This window comes from candidate division WOR-3 bacterium, from assembly GCA_039803545.1.
GTDB lineage: Bacteria > Hydrothermota > Hydrothermia > UBA1063 > UBA1063 > UBA1063.
Genome location: JBDRYS010000001.1, coordinates 503,997 through 523,553, shown reverse-complemented (window position 1 = coordinate 523,553; position 19,557 = coordinate 503,997). Strand labels below are relative to the sequence as shown.

The window sequence follows — 19,557 nt, the reverse complement described above, 5'->3', positions numbered from 1 at the left end:
ATGAAGAGGCTTTTTATTCTAAGTATTGCTCTAACTTTTGGGCTTCTTGTATCATCCTGTATTAAGAAGCCCATTGAAAGCCCCGTCGGAAATCTACCACCTGAAACCTATTGTTTCATAGCCCACGTGGATACCGTTGATACAGTGCCTGCGAAGGTTACACTTTACTGGATGGGTAATGACCCCGATGGTGAAGTGGTGGGGTTCTACTATGCCATTGATGGAAAGGATACCACTTTCACTACGAAAACCAGTGAAACCTTTACATTTAATGTGCCCAGCGGTGACACCTTTGCGACACATACCTTTGAGGTATGGGCAGTAGATAATGAAGGTGCAAAGGACCCTACACCCGCAAAGGTTACAATACCTGTGAGGAACACTCCTCCTGTTGCCTTTTTCATTACGGAAAAACTTCCACCCGATACCACTTTGCCCGTCGCCACCTTTTACTTTGGCGCTACCGATGTTGACGGCGATTGGACCGTCATTGGTTTCCTTTATAGACTTGACTATGAGCCCGATACCGTGATGCATTTTGTAAGTAAAGACAGTGCCTCAGTGTTCTTGACTGACATTCCCGAAGGTCAGAGAACGATATATTTGTGGGCGGTGGACGAGTCCTACGCCCTCTCTGATACGGTATCTCATAACTGGTATGTGAAGCCGAAAGTTGGTGATATTTTGTTGATCGACGATGCAAATGTGACACAGGCGGATCAATTTTACACTGCCTTTCTTGATGGCTATTATCCTGGGAATTATACGGTTTTCATGGTGGAGAATGGGTTGCCATACTCTTCCTTGGATGTAGACTATATGATCAATGGAATGGGATTTAGGCTTATAATCTGGTATACTGCCGATCAGACTGAGCATTTCTCTCCTGCTTTACCTTCCTTTACACGATACATTGACAATGGAAACAAACTGGTGCTTATCAGCCCCCAAATCCTCGATGTACTTTTAAACCCTGCCTTTACTCCTTCTCCCTTTGCAAGAAATTACTTGGGTGTCGATACGGTGCTGGCATGGAATAAGCTTCTTTTAAGAAATGAAAAACTTTACCCCATGGCAGTGGGCTACGATACCCTTAGTTGTGGATCTCCCATAATTTCAAGGTTTGATGGATTTTTAGCAGATCAAAATTCAAAGGTTCTTTATGTGCTTCCAACGGTGCCTTCTCGTTGGCCTGGTAATCCACCCGTGATCATTGCCTATCCTTCCTCTAATCCGAAGGTAATCTTCTCTTCCATTCAACTTCATGCTTTGAATGGCCGCGGAAACGCCTTCACTATCCTGCACAAGATGATCAGCGAGGAACTGGGATATACTAAGTAACTGGATATGGCTATTGAATTTAAATTGCGCCAAACAGACGATCATTTTAAGCAGCAGAGGATTTGTAAACGGGGCCTGACATATTCTTAACACATGTTTGAAATTTTAACTTTACAATTTTTACAAGTCAAAGATTCAAAACATAAAAACAGGAGGTGTTTATGAGGGTCAAAAGTATAGTAACAGTACTCCTCCTGGGCTTCACAATGCTGAGCGCCCAGGCGGTGGATACCACCATATATGCGATCCAGTACGAGAGGGATCCAAACACCCAGGCTTCCCTTTGGGTATATCAGACCGTTACCCTAAGGGGTATTGTTGTTGCTAAGACGGGGGTTACAGGCACTCGTAACATCTTCGTCGAAATGAATCCAGGAGGCCCTTGGCGTGGTATAATGGTTTACTTCCCAGCCTCTGCTGGAACTTTGCCCCCAATAAACGTAGGTGACAGTGTGGTTTTCACAGGCGGTGTATTAGAGTATTATGGTAATACGGAAATTCAAGTTAACAGTATAAGCGATTTTCAGATTGTTGATACAGGACATACACCACCTGCACCAGCACTCATTACCTGTGCCCATCTTGATACAACATCCACTTCTGCTTTCCCTGTCGACTCCGCTGAGGCCTACGAAGGTGTTCTTGTGAGAATTGAAAATGCCTACGTAACGAGAACTGGGCTTGGAACCAATAACGAATTTGAGATCTCTGATGGCACTGGTTATGTTATTGTAAGGAACAATTACTCATACACTCCTACCGTTGGCGATGCGATGAACATTCAAGGGATTGTAGAAACCAGAACACTTGGTGGTATAACCTATTACATGCTGAGGCCAAGGTCTATTGACGATTATGAATTCTTACTCCCTGGTGTCGCTGACATTTACTCCATCGATAGAAACAAGGTATTGATCAAGTTCAAGACCCCAATGAGACCTTCTACTGCTCAAGATCCAACAAAGTATATTTTGCAGGATAGTGCAACTTCAACCCCTCTCAATGTGATTTCAGCGGAGGTATCAACCAGTGATAGCCATTATGTGACCTTGACAACTGACAACATGGTTGATGCACTTAAATATAGATTCTTTGGACAGAACCTAACAGACACCTACGGACAACAAGTTACCGATACAGCCTATTTCTACGGTGGCTTTACCCCGATAACTTTAATTGAGTCTGATACTATGCCGAATGATTCTGCCAATGGTTTCAGGAGTAACTGGATGGGAAGAACTGTGACGATCACAGGTATAATCACGGGCTGGAAGGACAAATTCCTTTATCCAATCTTCTTTGTGCAGCAGGGTGAAGGACCCTGGACGGGTATTCACGGATTTGATAGCCCCAATTTCATCCCTGTAAATGCGATGCAAGAAGGGGATTCGGTGATAATTGCAGGTGATGTTGCTGAATACGGTGCCAATGCAATAACAGAACTTATCAACATAAGGTATTATAGGGTTGTAAGTAGTGGGCATACTGTAAATCCAGTAGTGGTTCCTTTACCGGATCTTAGAAACGAAGCGGGTGCCGTTTCTGAACAATGGGAACACGTATTGGTGGCTGTTCAACCACCGGTGTTTGTGTATGATGTTGGTACTGGTGGCGATTGGAGAGTATATACTTATGTTGAGCCAGATACCTTTGTCTTAACGGTCGAGGGGGATCAGGCGATTGGATATACCTGGAGGCCCACTGAAGTTCATCAGCAGATTGATATGCTCGTAGGTATTTTAAGGTACAGAGGGACCCTCTATCCGAGAACTGATGCAGATATTGTACCTTCCAGTGTTAGAGAGACTGGCTTAGTGACATTGAAAAACTCGATTGCAAAATCAAGCTTAGAGCTTAGTATACCGACAAATGCGAACATGGTAAGGGCTGAACTTTACAATGTCGAAGGTAGAAAGGTGATAACGCTTTATGAAGGCAAAGGGTTTGGAAAGAGCGTGAAGGTTGATGTATCCAATGTGAGACCTGGTGCCTACTTCTTAGTTGTCAATGCGGATGGTAAGGTGGCTACTCAGAAGGTAGTGATAGTAAAGTAAGGAGTGTGGCTTTTGTTTTCAATTTGCGCGCGCCCCTTCGGGGCGCGCGCAAATTTTTGAAAGAGTTTTTTTAAATCCCCTTGTAATATCAGAAAGAGCCAATTCACCGACAATTTTAAAGAAGCCTTTTAAGGCAAAATTTTGGGATTTATATAAACATTGCGGCTGTGTTTGCGGACTTTTAAAATTTTAAAACCGGTTAGACCAGCTACTGCCGATGCAAGGTGAAAGCAGATCTTCTATCCGAAAGCTTCACAAGAAGTTGTAAGTGCCAGCCATAGTCGATGCACGACGAAGTGGCTCTAATTTAATTTTAACCTTTTGAAACCATTAGTTTTGAAAGATGTTTTTCTTAAATTTGAATCATAAGGTTTCAAAAGATGCCTTGGCCTGCATTACTAAATTGCCAATAAATCTATGGCAATCTAACTTGCAATTATACAGTTATTAGTTTCATGATAGCTCATCCACTAAGAGTAACTTAACTTTACTGGGCTCCCATAAATTTTTTCCTTTAAACTCCAAACACCCCCTGATTTTGAACTTCTCCCTGCCCCATCTATTTGCTGGCCCACTTGCCTTTTCCTTTCCCCTTTCAAACCCTATAATTTTACTGCTTTAAAAAGGGAGGTTTTTATGTTATTTTTTCTAATTCTTTCATCTTTTTTCAATTTAAATTCTGTGGCTCTCTCTGAGCGGAGTCTCGCAACTACAGTTAATCCGGCGGGCCTTGCTTTCTCTCAGGGCTTTGAGTTATCTTATTTTGGCAATAAAGATAATTACCGTTTAAACCTCTATTCAGGAACCCTTGGTTTTTCCTGGGATAAAGGTTCGAATTCCTATTATGTGGCTGACGGCATCAAACTTGCGGAGAATGTATACTTAGGATTGGGCTTAAAATATGCAAAAGACTCTGGATACGGTTATTACGGTGGAATACTTTTAAGACCCGCGGATTTTCTGTCCTGTGGCTATACATACAATAACTATAAAAATAATAGATTTGGCCTTGCTATAAAACCCTTCAAGGAATATGTCAAGGTCTATGTTGATGTTACAAATGGCAAGCATTTCGAAGGCGGGATTGAGCTTGAGCCGGTGAGCGGAATTAATTTATATGCAACAACTGTTAAAGATGGAAAACCTTCTTTTGGAGTTGAAATAAGCCTTGGAAACCTCGTGTTCTCTGGATCGCGGGAAGATAATAAAACCACTTATGGTGCCATAATATCTGCCAACCCTTACCCTTCTCTCATGAAGATGCCAAAAGTCCATATTGTTCGTCTGAGCGGGGAATATGATGAAATGAGGGCGGAGGGTTCCTTCGCAATGAGAAGAAAAATGTCCTTTTTTGATTTAGTTACTGCCCTTGATTCCCTTTCTTCAGATAAATCGGTAAAGGGTCTTTTCCTAATTTTAGACAATGTTGCCCTTTCTATTAATCAGATCGAAGAACTCAGGAATGTCATTTCGAAACTCAGGCAAAATGGAATTAAAGTTTATACCTACTCCGAAAACTATTTCTTAGGTTCATATCTTCTTGCAAGAGCTGGAGATAAGGTCTTTCTAAACCCTTCGGGCGACATTTTTATACCCGGTTTGGGCACAGTTAGTATGTATTTCAAGACCGCTTTAGAAAGGCTCGGTATCAAGCCGGAGTTCCAGAGAATTGGTGAATACAAGTCGGCGGCGGAACCCTTTATTATGGACACAATGAGTTCTTATAACAGAGAGCAGCTTATGGCTTATCTTAATACAATCTACGACTATGCAAAGGAAGCCATCCCGGAGATTGATTCCATTTTTGAATACGCTGTAATTAACGCAGATAAGGCTAAAGAGAAGAAGTATGTTGATTCGTTAATTTTTGAAAGCGATATTCAGGACATTATAAGGAAAGAATTTGGAAAAAAGGTTCAAATTGTACGAGGATTAAGAAATCCTTGGCAACCCGTGAGAACAGCCTGGTATGAACCAAAGTATAAAGTTGCCTATGTAGTGGCAGATGGGAGCATAGTGGAGGGGGAGAGTAGTGACAATCCACTCCCACTTCCTTTTATCGGCGGAAGAAACCTCGGCTCTTCGACAATTGAAAAAACCTTTTCGAAGCTCGAAAAAGACAGGAGAGTAAAAGCCGTAATTCTCAGGGTAAATTCACCCGGCGGTTCTGCCCTCGCTTCCGATATTATGTGGAATGCAATAAGAAAGGTGTCCAAAAAGAAACCTGTGATAGTAACAATGGGCTCTGTTGCTGCATCGGGAGGATATTACATCTCCTCAGCAGGAACAAAGGTACTTGCTTCTAAAACGACATTAACGGGTTCAATAGGCGTTCTCAATGGTAAATTTGTGACCACGGGGCTCTTTAACAAATTGGGAATAAATTTATATTCCGTTAAAATTGGAAAATATGCCCTATCTTTTTCATCCTATGAAGAGCTCGGACCTGAGGGTGAAGAGATAATGAATAGAGAAATCCAATGGGCATACCAGAAATTCCTGAAGAGAATCCAGGAGGGTAGGGGGCTTGATCCGGATAGCGTTGACAAAATTGGAAGGGGTAGGATATGGAGTGGAAGAGATGCAAAAAGGATTGGAATTGTTGATGAGAATGGTGGAATTTTGGATGCGATAAAACTTTCTAAAGTTCTTATAAAATGTGAGGACGTTAAAGTTATCTATTACCCGACTCGCAAGCCTTCCTTGCCCTTTGCTAATCTGATGCCTCAAACAACGGTTTTGGATATGCTGTTAGAGGGACCATCTTACATTGAGTTTACAAAACCTTTGATTGTAAGATAGAAAGGAAGTAAAATTTTACTATGGAAAAAATCGTTATTGACACCAGTGTATTTACAAATCCTGATGTTTACAGCCTCTTTGGTAAAAGCGCAAAGGATGCCTTCAGGAATTTTTTAGAACTCGCAAAGAGCTTTAAGAATGAATTTGAATTTTATATGCCTCCTTCGGTGTTTGAGGAGTTGAATCTCATTCTGGGAGAAGATAGTATACCCCCTGAAGCGGACCTGACTATAAAATTGAAATCCCCTAAAAGGTTCAATATTGAGGTCCCCGGATTCCTCCTTTATGAGCTAATTGAAGAGGTCAGAAACCGAATTAATAAGGGTTTAAGGGTTGCTGAAGAAGCGGTTCAGGTTGCCGAGAAACAGAGTAAGGAAAAGATCATCAATCGTTTAAGGAACAAGTATCGTGAGGCACTAAGAAGTGGCATTATAGATTCAACGGAGGATGTAGATTTGATTCTTCTCGCTATGGAACTTGGTGCTGCCATTGTCTCTGCCGATGAGGGTGTAAGAAAGTGGGCAGAAAAGCTCGGAGTAAGATATATCAACCCAAAGGCGTTAATTTCAGTACTTCTCTCTAATCGTAAAGAGGATAACCTCTGATAAGCCTGTAAAGCCGTGAGGTTGCTTTAAGGAAGGTTTTCTCGATGGTAACTTTGTATTTGTTTTGTTCCCTTTCGACTCCAATGAGTTTTACTTTAATCAAGTCCGAGGCCCTGTTTTCCAGTTTCAAAAATTCCTCAATGTTTTCCTCTTCATTGAAATAGAGCACGTATTGGCGCGATATTTTACCTGACTCTTTAAATTCCTGTACAATCTTCTTGAAGTTTTCAATGAAAATTTCACCCAATCTATTAGCCATTTCTTTTCCATCGTAACCAAGTTCAAGGGATGAGAGGGCAAACCTTATGATTCTTTGAATAAAAAATTCACCGGGGAGTTCAAGGAGTAAATCTACATCGGCTTCAATGTCCTTAATGTTGATAATGGGGGTGGCGTACTTGAAATATCTTAAATGCCTTTGGGCGGACTTGATTACAACTCCCTCAATCTCTTCAGCGTTGAGTTTTAATATAAGTTCCTTGATCCTTTCAATATCCCCGGTTGTGTAAAGTCCGTACCTGGTAACCTGTGGTATCTGAAAGGTATCAGCAATTTTATAACGCTCTTCAGGTAGTAAAAACCTATTTTCTTTCAAATCATAGATGTCAAATAGCCTAAAGGCAACGTCAAAGGTGATGTAGGGTGGATGCAATTCCATATAAGGGTTATTGGGGCCTACGATTTCTCCACAGAGGACAAGTTCTGGGTATTTTCTAAAAAATTCATTGAAGTCATAAAAATCTTTAAGTCTGTCAGTACTAAAGGGACAGATGAAGCCTCCTCGGGTAATGGCAAGAGGCCTCTCTTTGTAATATATTACCCTTATATTGTAACCATCGGCCTTTTCCTCTATGTAGAAGGGCTCTTTGAAAAAACGCTTAAGACCTTCTTCTAAAACAAAAAGACGCCCAATTTTAGGGTAAGGAGGAATAATTGTGTCCCCAATTACTATAGTGCCCCGCTTAAAGATTTTCGAGTCATCAACGAAACGAATATATTGAATATCTCGATAGGTTTCGTAGACGGCCTTTTTCAAGTCAAGGGCTTGCTTGACCGCTTCTTGCATGAGCTATTCTTTTAGACCGCTTCTGGCATAACTTTCGATTATCTGTTTTTGGGCAATGAAGAATAAAATCACAAGAGGCAGAATGGAAAGGGTTGAAGCTGCCATAAGGGCAGGGTAGTTTGTGGATTCGCCCTGGGCAAAGTATGCAAGCCCAACCTGAATGGGTCTCAGATTGTCTTTGTTTATAACCATAAGGGGCCACATAAAGGTGTTCCAGCTGGAAATGAACTCGAAGATGACCATCGTGGTTATAGCAGGTTTAATAAGAGGAACAATTATTTGAAACAGAAATCTCAGTCTACCGCACCCATCAATGACCGCTGCATCGTATAAATCCTTGGGAATGGAGCGCATATTCTGCCTGAGTAAGAAAATGCTAAAGATACTTACTGTCCAGGGGACTATCATAACCTGCAGGGTATCGAGCCAGCCAAGTCTCTGTACTATGAGAAAGAGCGGTATAATGTAAACCGGCATCGGCACCATCATTAGAGATAAGAAGCCCATAAAAATAGTATCTCTACCCTTAAACTGAATCCAGGAAAAGGCATAGGCGGCAAGAAGCGCCGTTATAAGAGAGCCAAGGATGGTGAGAATAGAGGTGATAAGGGAGATATACATGTACCTGAGAAAGTGAATTTTAGTAAGGACGGTTTTATAGCCTAAGAGGGTGAAGGTTTTTGGAATCCATGTAGGAGGAACGGCAATGGATTCCGCAGGCGTCTTAAAGGAGGTTGTTAGCATCCAATAAAATGGCAATATAGAAAGTATAGCAAGGGCAATGAGGATTGAATAGACAATGATTTTCCAGATTATGACACTTCTAAACTTCATAATAGACCCTCTTTTCGCTCACTTTACGCTGGAAGAGAGTTATTAAAAGTATAATTACGAAGAAAACGAAGGCAATTGCAGAACCGTATCCAACCTGGTACTCTTCATATCCCTTTCTATAAAGGTAGTAAACCACTACTGATGTTGTACCAAGAGGACCTCCCGTTGGAGGCCCCGTCATCATCCACACAGGGGCAAACACCTGAAAAGAAGAAATGGTAGTCATTATAAACACATAAAAGGTCGTGGGAGAGAGAAGGGGCAACATCACGTGCTTTATTATCTGCCATCTATTCGCCCCATCAATCCTTGCAGCTTCATAATAAGTTTCCGAAATATTTTTGAGACCCGCGATAAAAATCACTATATTGTAACCAAGGGATTTCCATACGCTTAAAATAACGAGAGAGAATAAAGCCAGGGAAGGCCCTTCAAGAAGATAAGGCAAGTCTTTTCCCGTTAAAAGTTCAAAGATCCCTCGTGGTTCTTCAAGCCATTTTAGGGTTGGAAGTTTTAAGAAGGCAAGGATAGCGTTAAAAAGGCCCCTCTGGGGATTGTATAACCATTTCCACACCACAGAAACAGCGACCAAAGATGTAATAACTGGTAAGAAGAATACCGTTCGGAAGAGTCCAACGCCTTTTATATTTTGGTTAAGGAGATAGGCGATAAAGAGGGCAAGTACAATGCTAAGGGGAACGGAAAATATGGTATATAAGACGGTGTTCCACAAAGCTTGCCAAAAGTACCTATCCCGGAGTAAAAACTTGTAGTTCTGGAGGCCAACAAACCCCTTATCCCCTGCGATTCCCCATTCGTGGAAAGAGATGTTAAAGGCAAAGAGGATAGGCAGAACCTTAAAAATAAAAAGGATTACAAGGGCAGGAAGCAGGAAAAGAAGACCATAAATAATCTCCCTTCGTTCGTTTGGCATTGTTAAATTTTACCTTGAAATCTGCAAAAAATCAAACATTTAAGTGTCGTTGGAATTTGTAACAACATGGGAAGAAATCTCGAGAATATCTGCAAAACAAATTGAGAGATTGGCACCATTACCAAACAGGAGGAAATTTTAAAATCCTTGTGCAGTTCCTACAAGCCCGTTGGAGCTGGTAAAAACACGTAGTCTAAGGAGAATTTTTCTTTGAGATGTTCAGCTAAGGCAATAAGTCCAAGAGTTTCCGATTGATAGTGGCCAAGGAAAACTACATTGATATGGTTATCTATAGCAATGGAGTAGGCATAATGCCTTGGCTCACCAACGACTAAAACGTCAAGACCCTTTTCTATTGCTTCTGGTAGAACTGATACCGCATCGCCCGAGACGAAGGCGCCCCTTACAATCTCTTTATTTCCAAAATCCCAGTAAAGGAGGACCTTTCCGATTTTGGACTCTAAAAGCGAAATGAAATCTTTGAATTTTAAAGGCTCCTTAAGTTGAAATTCCCTTCCTATTTTTATCCCATGGTAGTCTCCGAATTCCTTATGGTCTTCAATACCCAGCAATTTCATTGCATAGGCGTTGTTTCCGAATTCAGGATGCATATCAAGGGGGAGATGTGAAACATAGACTGCAATGTCGTGCTGAAAGAGAAGTTTGAATCTTTCATACAATGCTCCTACAAAGGGTAGAGGAGTGCCCCAAAATGGTCCGTGATGGAAGAGAACCATATCAACCTTTTCTTCAACTGCTTTTCTGATGGCTGGAAGATTGAAATCCACCGCAAGGCCAATTCTTCTTATGTGATTGGAATTTTCGAGAATTAAACCGTTTAGCGATGCATCTTGAATTTCCTTGGTTCTTAAGATACTATCAAGGTATTCAGCGATTTCTCTTGCTCTCATTTTGCCCCCCGAAATTAAGCAAAGGTTTTTTCTCATAAAAAACAGGGCCCCTTGCGGGGCCCTGCGAGGGTTCTTAACCTTTGGATTTATTACAGTGCACCATAGGCAAGCATAGCCTTGGCCACTTTAACAAATCCAGCAATGTTGGCACCCGTGAGATAGTCACCTGGTCTGCCGTAGGCGGCAGCAGCATCGAGACAGCTCTGATGTATTCTCTTCATGATTTCCTGGAGCTTAGCATCGACTTCTTCTCTTGTCCACTGGAGTCTAATGCTGTTTTGTGTCATTTCGAGTCCTGAGGTTGCAACGCCGCCTGCATTGGCAGCCTTAGCCGGCCCGTAGAGAATTCCGTGTTCCTGGAATACTTTAATAGCTTCAAGAGTAGATGGCATGTTGGCACCTTCTGCAACGGCGATAACACCATTCTTGACAAGGGCTATAGCGTGGTCCTCGTAAATCTCATTTTGAGTCGCGCAAGGCAGGGCAATATCTACTTTGATACCTTCGTCTCTTATGACATCCCATACTGACTTCTTTTCGTAATATTTGGCCTTTGGATATTTTTCAGCGTATTCTTTAATTCTTCCTCTTCTTACGTTCTTGAGCTCCATAACATAGGCGAGCTTATTGGCATCAATTCCTTCCATATCTACGATGGTGCCATCGGAGTCAGAAAGGGTTATAACCTTTCCACCAAACTGGGTTACTCTTTCACAAGCATACTGGGCAACATTACCAGAACCACTTATGGCAACGATCTTCCCTTGGAGATCCATGCCCTTAGTCGCAAGCATTTCAAGGGTAAAGTAGGTTAATCCGTAACCGGTGGCCTCTGGCCTTATTAAGCTTCCACCATATTCAAGCCCTTTACCCGTCAAGACGCCTGTATGCTCATTTATAATCTTCTTGTAGAATCCATACATGTAGCCAATTTCCCTTGCACCGACGCCGATGTCACCAGCCGGAACATCTGTGTCGGGACCAATGTGTCTATAAAGTTCACTCATAAAGGCATAGCAAAATCTCATTACTTCTGCATCTGACTTGCCCTTAGGATCGAAGTCCGAACCGCCTTTTCCACCACCCATTGGGAGTGTAGTAAGGGCATTCTTGAAGATCTGCTCAAAGCCGAGGAACTTGATTATCCCAAGGTTAACGGAGGGATGGAATCTCAAGCCACCCTTGTATGGACCTATGGCGTTATTGAATTGTACTCTGTAGCCCCTGTTAACGTGAATGTTGTGGTTGTCATCTTCCCAGACTACACGGAATTGAATTATTCTATCAGGTTCCACAATTCTTTCGAAGATCTTCGCTTTTACAAACTCTGGGTGCTTCTCCTCTACAGGTCTGAGGGTGGAGAGCACTTCCGTTACAGCCTGTATAAATTCAGGCTGATCTTTATCCTTCTCCTTTATTTTTGCTATGACATCATCTATTTGAGACATTTTTGACCTCCTTTCAACTAGATTATCTCTTCTATTTTGTATCCTTCCTCATACACTGCTTTGTTAATCTTAATGGTAATACCTAAATCATTGATAATGGTCCCCTCTTTGCCAGCAACGGAAAAATAGGGGACCTCAATGTCTGCATATTCGCTCTTTCCAAAAACAACTGTCATTCCACCCAGTTTTTTATGTAAGTTCCCAAACACAATATATAAGGAAGCTTGAGGTAAATCCTCGTCGAACCCAGATTTTAAAAGGCCAGTTTCGTTATATTTATTATGAAGAACAATTGTAGGAACCCTTGATTCATTAGCTGGTGCCTCGGTTATTAAGAGGTCTTCGTCTGAATCGACAATTGCAGCATTTCTATATTTCCTTAGCTGGAATAGTAACACTTTAAGGTAGGGATACTTGTTTACATCGCATGTTAACTTTATTTTTTTTGCGTTGAGCAATTCTTGTAATGATGCTGTTGAAATTCCTTTGTCAACAAGAACGCCGAATTTAATTCCCCTGGTGTGGGCCAATTCTCTCAATTTTTCAGCTTCTTCAAGGGTCACATCTCCAGTAATCACAATCGCTAAATCGCTGTAATTTTTGAGAATGAGGTCTTTCAATTCTTTAAGACTCATTGCGCTGTTTTCTATCTTATTTATAATTTTCTCTACTCTATCGGCCCATGGTTTTGCATATCTTCCAAAATCACATATGTGGCCGTTATTCCAGGAAGGTAGTTTTGATGATGCCCTAACAACCATATTTTCGTACACTTCGATGTTGATTTCGCATCCTAAACCGCATCCGTTGCACACAGAAGCGACCGGTTTTGTTTTCCACGGTCCTGGTTTAGAGAAGTTAAGTTTATCCTGAAAACCTCCGGTTGGGCATACATCTACCAGATCTCCAAAATAGAGGCCATCCATATCTGCAAGTTTCTTATCAAAGGGAACGGAAATCCTCGTAGAAAATCCCCTGTAGAAATAATCGACGATCCCCTCTCCTGTGAGATCTTGAGTCAAATTGACACATCTACCACACAGAACGCACTTATTGTTATCAAGCAGAACATTTTTGTGAGATTTGTCAATTTCAAACTTGTTCAACTTACCTTGGAACTTCGTTTGTTTTGCATTGTATATGGTCGCATATTCCCTTAATTTGCATCTGAAGACCTCCGAACAACCGCAAGACATACATCTTTCAGTTTCCCGCTTAATTTCCTCTTCGCTTAAAGGTAATTCCACTTCATTGAAATCCTTTCTACGCTCTTCGGCTGGTCTATATGGAGTTTGTACTCTTGGAATACGATTTACATCTTTGTAGTCTTCAGGAGTGACCGCTTTCCAATGATTATAAGGCTTCAGATCAAAGAACACCTTTTTGATTTCTTCATTTTCAACAATGTCGACCAAGTTTTGATCGGGAGCTATTAGCGCCTCCCTCAATTTTTCCAGATTTCCCTTGAGATATTGGTCAATCATCAGCGCTGCAATTCTTCCTTGAGCTATAGATTCTATAACGGTTGATGGACCTAAAACAAGGTCTCCGCCTGCGAAAACACCTTTAATATTAGTCATTAATGTTACTGGATCAACAACGATTGCGCCTTTCTTCACCTCTAAGCCATTTTCTTTCAGAAGGTTTTCATCTGCGTACTGACCTATGGCAAGAATAATGTTGTCGCAATCTATCGTAAATTCAGAACCCGGTATTGGCTCTGGAGCTCTCCTTCCGCTTGCGTCAGGTGCGCCAAGTTGCATTCTAATTAGCTCCACCTTTTCAACCTTATCATTACCAATCACCTTCACCGGGTTAGTAAGAAATTCAAATTTCACTCCTTCCTCAATAGCTTCTTCAAACTCGATTTTGTTAGCTGGCATCTCGTCCCTTGATCTTCGGTACACTACGGTCACATCGCAACCCATTCTAATACATGTTCTTGCCACATCCATAGCCGTGTTTCCACCGCCAACCACAACCACCCTCTTGCCAATTTCAACCGGCTCATCGCTGTTTACTTTTCTCAAAAATTCTATTCCGTGAATAACTCCGGGAAGCTCTTCACCTTCCACACCCATTTTCCTTGATTTCCAAGCTCCAATACCCAGAAAAACTGCATCATATTGCTTGGTAAGGTCTTCAATACGGAAATCTTTTCCCAGCTTTTTGCCTGTTTCTACTTTTATTCCAGTTCCTATAACGGTATCTATGTCTTTATCAAGAATATCCTTTGGTAATCTGTATTTTGGTATACCATATCGAGTCATTCCACCCAGTTTAGGCATAGCCTCGTAAATGGTTACATCGTGCCCCATTGTTCTTAGATAGTAAGCGGCTGAAAGACCCGCAGGACCACCTCCAATAACTGCGATCTTTTTCCCTGTGGAAGGTGGAATTTCAGGCATCCAGGGTCCGTGTTCTAAATCGTAATCTGCAGCAAACTTCTTTGCTTGTCTAATTGCAACTGCACCGTCTACAAGATTCCTGCGGCATTCATTTTCACAGAAAGCTGGACACACTCTGCCAAGAGTCGCTGGTAAAATGTATTTTTCTTTCATCAATTTTACTGCCTCATGATATTTACCCATATTTATGAGAGCAAGATACCCCTGGATATCACTGTGGGCGGGACATCCCTTTTGACAAGGACCAATGCAATCGCCGTAGTGGTCCGAAAGCATAAGTTCTAAAGCAGTTTTACGCATTGATATGATTTTTTCAGTCAATGTGTTTATTTCGAGATTTGGTTGAGGGGTTAATGTACAAGCAGTGGATATCCTTCCATTTGCTTCCACTAAACAAAGGCGGCATGAACCGTAGGGATCAAGCTCAAAGTCATAGCACATACCAGGTATGTGCTGATTGTTTTCCCTTAGAAACTGGAGTATGTTTTTGGATTTAACTTCAACTTCTTTATTGTTAAGTTTAATTTTGCTCATTTTTCACTCCCTGGAAAGCATCTACAATCTCTATTGCGTTGAACCTGCACACTTCATAACAAGTACCACACTTGATACAAATATCCTGGTTTATGTAATGGGGTTTTCTAACCTCCCCTGTGATTGCTTTAACAGGGCAATATCTTGCACAGGCTGTACAACCGGTGCATTTGTCGGTAATTATTCGATAAGCAATTAAAGGCTTACATACCTTAGCACGACACTTTTTATCAACCACGTGTTCTATATACTCGTGCTTAAAGTATCTAAGGGTTGTGAGTACGGGATTCGGAGCAGTTTGACCCAGGCCACAGAGGGAACCAGCTTTCACTTCGTATGCCAATTTTTCAAGATTTTCAAGGTCTTCTAAAACACCATTTCCCTTTGAAATCTTATCAAGAATTTCCCACATTCTCATTGTTCCAAGCCTGCAGAAGGTACATTTCCCACACGACTCTTTGACTGTAAAATCCAGAAAGAATTTAGCAACATCAACCATACATGTGTCAGCATCCATCACCACCATCCCACCTGAACCCATGATCGCTCCCGTTTTGTTTATAGACTCGTAATCGACTGGAATATCAAGCATTTGTTCGGGAATACAACCACCTGAAGGCCCGCCGAGTTGGACTGCTTTGATTGGTTTTCCTGTTTTCGTCCCTCCACCGATCTTTACCAGGATATCGCGTAAAGAGAGTCCCATGGGGACCTCTACATTACCGCCCCTGGAGATTTTCCCAGCCAAAGCAAAAACTTTAGTTCCCTTGCTCTTTTCAGTTCCAATTGAAGCGAAAGCCTCTGGTCCATGTCTTATTATCCAAGGAACATTTGCCCACGTTTCAACATTGTTTATGTTTGTCGGTTTGCCAAAGAGTCCCTTCTGAGCAGGGAATGGTGGTCTTGGCCTTGGCATTCCCCGTTTTCCTTCAATAGAGGCTATTAAAGCTGTTTCCTCTCCACAAACAAAGGCGCCAGCACCTTCTTTTATTTTTATATCGAATGAGAAATTACTTCCCAAAATATTTTCACCAAGGAACCCTTTTTCTCTTGCCTGAGCAATTGCTATTTTAAGTCTCTTAATTGCAAGCGGATATTCAGCACGCACGTAAATGTATCCTTCACTGGCACCAATTGCATAGGCCCCAATGATCATTCCTTCTAAAACTCTGTGTGGGTCTCCCTCTAAAACGTTTCTGTCCATAAAAGCACCAGGATCGCCCTCATCAGCATTACATACTACGTATTTCTTTTCTCCTGGTGCTTCTCGGGTAAATTTCCATTTTAAACCCGTTGGAAACCCCGCGCCTCCACGGCCACGAAGCCCTGATTTTTCAATGATTTCTATTATCTCTTCAGGTTTATGCTTTAGGGCGATTCTCAATGCTTCATACCCATCCCTTGCAATATACTCATCAATATTTTCAGGGTCTATGTATCCTGAATTTTCAAGAACAATTTTCTTTTGCATAGCAAAGAAACCATCAACATCCCAAGTTTCAAGGATTTTTGTACCATTGATTTTATCGGTTTTGACTATCCATTCTTGAATGGGTACATTGTTTATAATATGAGAATCAATCAGTTTTTCAACTTTTTCTTGAGTCAAATTCCCGTAAGTAATGATAGTATCTTCGTATATAATATCGACCAAAGGTTCTCTATAGCACATTCCAACGCACCCTGTTACCTTCAGAGGAATATTGATATTTTTCTCTTTTAAAAACCTCTGAAGGGCATTAAATGTTTCCTTTGCCCCTGCAGCAATTCCACATGAATTCATACCAACAGCAATTGCCTTAATCATTAAGCTCTCCTTTCTTTAATTTTCTAATTAACTTTCTGACAGCTTCGCCGTTAAGCTTACCATAAACTTTATCGTTAATCATAATAACCGGAGCCAAACTGCAACATCCCAAACACGCGACTCTTTCGATCGTTATAAGTCCATCAGGAGTTGTTTGTCCTTCATCGATGCCTGTCTCCTCACGAAGCGCTTGTGCAATATTTTCAGCACCATTCACATGACATGCTGTTCCGTGACAGATTTTGATAACATACTTACCTAAGGGTTCAAAGCGGAATTGAGCGTAGAAAGTTGCCACTCCTAATACCCTTGTAAGGGGAATTTCAAGATGACGCGAAATTTCCTCCAGAGCCTCTTTTGGCAAGTATCCAAATGTTTCCTGAGTTTTTTGGAGGAGTGGAATCAGTGAGCTCGGACTTTTTTCGCTGGTTCTAATAAAATTTAGTTTATCCTCCATAATACCTCTCCTGTGTTTTTACCTCTGTGGTTGTATTAGTTTGCATTTTTGCTGAACATTTTTGAACTAAGTATATCAGAAATTGCATTGTTAAAATTATACCTTCGGTTATTAAAACAGTCAAAAAAAACAGCGTTCCTCAAAATTAATCTAATCGAAATTGGATTGTTTCTTCAAAAATAACAAAGTAATAAAACGGCGACCATACTGCATTTTTTATTCTTCAAACAAGGAGGAACGCAATGTAGTCATAGCAAATGAAGGTAGCGAGAAACACAAAATAAACGGAGAGAAAGGTAAAGTGGATATGAGATAGAAACGCCGTTAAACGGGTGGAGTTAAGAGTTGAAAGCTTATGTAAAGAAGTAAAAAGGAGAATTGAGAGTTTGAGGGATAACATAAAGATAGTAAAATTAACACAAGCGATAATCATGTTGCAAAGCGAGCTTGACAGGGCTTACAACAAGAAAAGGAGCCTCGAATGGGCATCAGAACTACAATAGATGATCTTTCAAGTAGACTTAATTTTGAAGAAGTACTAAAATCACAAGAAACTTCTAATCCCTGCAAGTTTGCATAATTTGTATTTTGCAGTAGAAGGTTTTTAGTTTAAAATTAATCCTAATATGCGAAGGAGGTGGCAATGCTTTTAAAAACTATCCTTTTTATGCTATTCCTGTCACCACCAAGGGTCTTTAGCCCTGATGGAACAGGTAAAAAACTCACTATAGTACTGGATATACCTGATACAATTCGACCTCAAATTACTACTCTAAATCTTGTGAGAAAATGTAGCGATGGAAAGATTGATACTTTAGATATTTTACCATTTCTAAAGGCGTATACAGATAATAGCCTCAGCCACAAAAAGGATTACCGGTATAAGATCCTTGCTTATTCCAATGGGAATCTCATCTTTGAAAGTGAGTGGAGTGAATATACCAGGCCTACCGCAAAGTGGTTTGACAAGGACAAACTCCCGCTATTTATAGCAATGATGCTATTTACAATTATTATGATTTATTACATTGCACAGGCAAGGGCAAACAAACCGCTTTATCTACGACCAATAGCGGGATTAGAGGCTGTGAATGAGGCAATTGGACGTGCCACGGAAATGGGTAGGCCTATAATTTATGTAAACGGATTGACGGGCATTTCAGATATTGCTACCATTGCAGCCCTCAATATTCTCTCGCATGTGACGAAGAGGGCAGGTCAATTTGAGACAAGAATAGTCGTACCATGTTACGACCCCGTCGTTTACACCATAGCGAGAGAAATAGTGAAGGAAGCATACACAACGATTGGCAGGCCAGACTTATTTAATCCTGATGATGTTTATTTTGCCACTGATAGCCAGTTTGGTTACGCAGCCCATGTTGCTGCAAGGATGGTAAGGGAGCAAAGTGCTACTAACTTCTTTATGGGATATTACTATGCGGAATCCCTAATTCTATCCGAAACTGGCGCCTCAACGGGGGCTATTCAGGTTGCAGGTACGGATTCGGTTGCTCAGTTGCCATTCTTTGTCGTTACCTGTGACTATACACTAATCGGTGAGGAGCTTTACGCAGCAAGCGCATATTTATCAAGGGAACCTCTTCTCACAGGTACTATTAAAGCCCAGGACCTCGCTAAGTTACTTCTGGTTGTCGTCATGGTTTTGCTAAGTATATTAAGCCTTTTTAAAGTGAATATCACCTTAGGTTTGTTCTAAGGAGGTTATGAGATGAGACCTTTATTAGAAAAGAAAATACCTTTGGCCCTTGTTTTCATAATAGGTATTATTATGACCTTACAGTATTTCGTACCGCACCCGATATCTCAGACTATATATGACAACTCACTTATGTGGGACCGAGCAATAGCTTCAATGGCTTACATAATGGCTATAGTTAGCTTTTTAAGGTTCCATTCGAGAAGACTCAAAGACAAGAATTACGCCCCCTACAGTTTGGTAGCCATTCTATCTTTTGCAGCAATGGTGTTAATCGGCTTTATTGGCGGTACAGGTTCCGATTCCCTCTTCCAGAAAATGTATAATAACATGATGGTGCCTTTGCAGGCAACGACCTTTTCCTTGCTCGCCTTCTACATGTCCTCTGCGGCATATAGGGCATTCAGGATTAGGGGAGTTGAAGCGACGGTCCTTATGATTACTGCTTTTATAATAATCTTCGGAACAACTACCATAGGTAACTATGTTCCAAAGATGAATGAAATAGTTGAATGGATTATGGCTGTCCCCAATTTGGCTTCTAAGAGGGGTATTATGATTGGCGTTGGACTTGGAGTGGTAGCAACTTCCATCAAAATAATCCTTGGAATTGAAAGAAACTGGGTAGGAGGTTGA

General features: G+C 41.2%; 14 protein-coding genes. 6 read left to right on the top strand and 8 right to left on the bottom strand.

The genetic code is table 11. From position 1 onward, the window contains the following. The 4 genes from ABIM45_02370 (at position 1) to ABIM45_02355 (ending at position 6,802) form a co-directional block, all read left to right on the top strand. Entirely contained in the window at positions 1–1,341 is a 1,341-nt protein-coding gene (locus ABIM45_02370) for a hypothetical protein (protein ID MEO0238756.1), read from the top strand. A gap of 161 nt (positions 1,342–1,502) precedes the next feature. Continuing rightward, positions 1,503–3,395: a T9SS type A sorting domain-containing protein gene (locus ABIM45_02365; GenBank protein MEO0238755.1), complete on the top strand. Its 1,893-nt coding sequence runs from the start codon at positions 1,503–1,505 to the stop codon at positions 3,393–3,395. A 636-nt stretch (positions 3,396–4,031) separates the two neighbouring features. Continuing rightward, on the top strand, positions 4,032–6,197 hold the full coding sequence (gene sppA, locus ABIM45_02360; protein ID MEO0238754.1) for a signal peptide peptidase SppA: 2,166 nt from the start codon (positions 4,032–4,034) through the stop codon (positions 6,195–6,197). A gap of 20 nt (positions 6,198–6,217) precedes the next feature. Continuing rightward, the gene (locus tag ABIM45_02355) at positions 6,218–6,802 is read left to right on the top strand and encodes an RNA ligase partner protein (protein ID MEO0238753.1); all 585 of its coding nucleotides are present in this window, start codon (positions 6,218–6,220) and stop codon (positions 6,800–6,802) included. On the opposite strand, the gene ABIM45_02350 is transcribed toward ABIM45_02355, so the two are convergent. From ABIM45_02350 to nuoE, 8 genes are all read right to left on the bottom strand, one after another. Beyond that, positions 6,777–7,868, bottom strand: a complete 1,092-nt coding sequence (locus tag ABIM45_02350) for an RNA ligase (GenBank protein MEO0238752.1) — start codon at positions 7,866–7,868, stop codon at positions 6,777–6,779. The genes ABIM45_02355 and ABIM45_02350 overlap by 26 nt on opposite strands. Before the next feature lie 3 nt (positions 7,869–7,871). Then, a complete protein-coding gene (locus tag ABIM45_02345; protein MEO0238751.1) occupies positions 7,872–8,702 on the bottom strand; it encodes a carbohydrate ABC transporter permease in 831 nt (276 codons plus the stop codon). After that, entirely contained in the window at positions 8,692–9,636 is a 945-nt protein-coding gene (locus ABIM45_02340) for a sugar ABC transporter permease (GenBank protein ID MEO0238750.1), read from the bottom strand. The genes ABIM45_02345 and ABIM45_02340 overlap by 11 nt, the downstream gene beginning before the upstream one ends. 158 nt (positions 9,637–9,794) lie before the next feature. Further along, entirely contained in the window at positions 9,795–10,547 is a 753-nt protein-coding gene (locus ABIM45_02335; protein MEO0238749.1) for a Nif3-like dinuclear metal center hexameric protein, read from the bottom strand. 89 nt (positions 10,548–10,636) lie between these two features. Then, a complete protein-coding gene (gene gdhA / locus ABIM45_02330) occupies positions 10,637–11,995 on the bottom strand; it encodes an NADP-specific glutamate dehydrogenase (GenBank protein ID MEO0238748.1) in 1,359 nt (452 codons plus the stop codon). 17 nt (positions 11,996–12,012) lie between these two features. Further along, positions 12,013–14,937, bottom strand: a complete 2,925-nt coding sequence (locus tag ABIM45_02325; GenBank protein ID MEO0238747.1) for an NAD(P)-binding protein — start codon at positions 14,935–14,937, stop codon at positions 12,013–12,015. Then, complete coding sequence (gene nuoF / locus ABIM45_02320) at positions 14,924–16,744, bottom strand: NADH-quinone oxidoreductase subunit NuoF (protein ID MEO0238746.1); 1,821 nt, start codon at positions 16,742–16,744, stop codon at positions 14,924–14,926. The genes ABIM45_02325 and nuoF overlap by 14 nt, the downstream gene beginning before the upstream one ends. Further along, positions 16,737–17,201 (bottom strand): NADH-quinone oxidoreductase subunit NuoE, encoded by a 465-nt coding sequence (gene nuoE / locus ABIM45_02315; GenBank protein MEO0238745.1) that lies wholly within the window; start codon positions 17,199–17,201, stop codon positions 16,737–16,739. The genes nuoF and nuoE overlap by 8 nt, the downstream gene beginning before the upstream one ends. A gap of 643 nt (positions 17,202–17,844) precedes the next feature. On the opposite strand from nuoE, the gene ABIM45_02310 reads away from it, so the two are divergent. Further along, on the top strand, positions 17,845–18,921 hold the full coding sequence (locus ABIM45_02310; protein MEO0238744.1) for a DUF6754 domain-containing protein: 1,077 nt from the start codon (positions 17,845–17,847) through the stop codon (positions 18,919–18,921). A 12-nt stretch (positions 18,922–18,933) separates the two neighbouring features. Further along, positions 18,934–19,557, top strand: coding sequence for a hypothetical protein (locus tag ABIM45_02305; GenBank protein MEO0238743.1), 624 nt, complete (start codon positions 18,934–18,936; stop codon positions 19,555–19,557).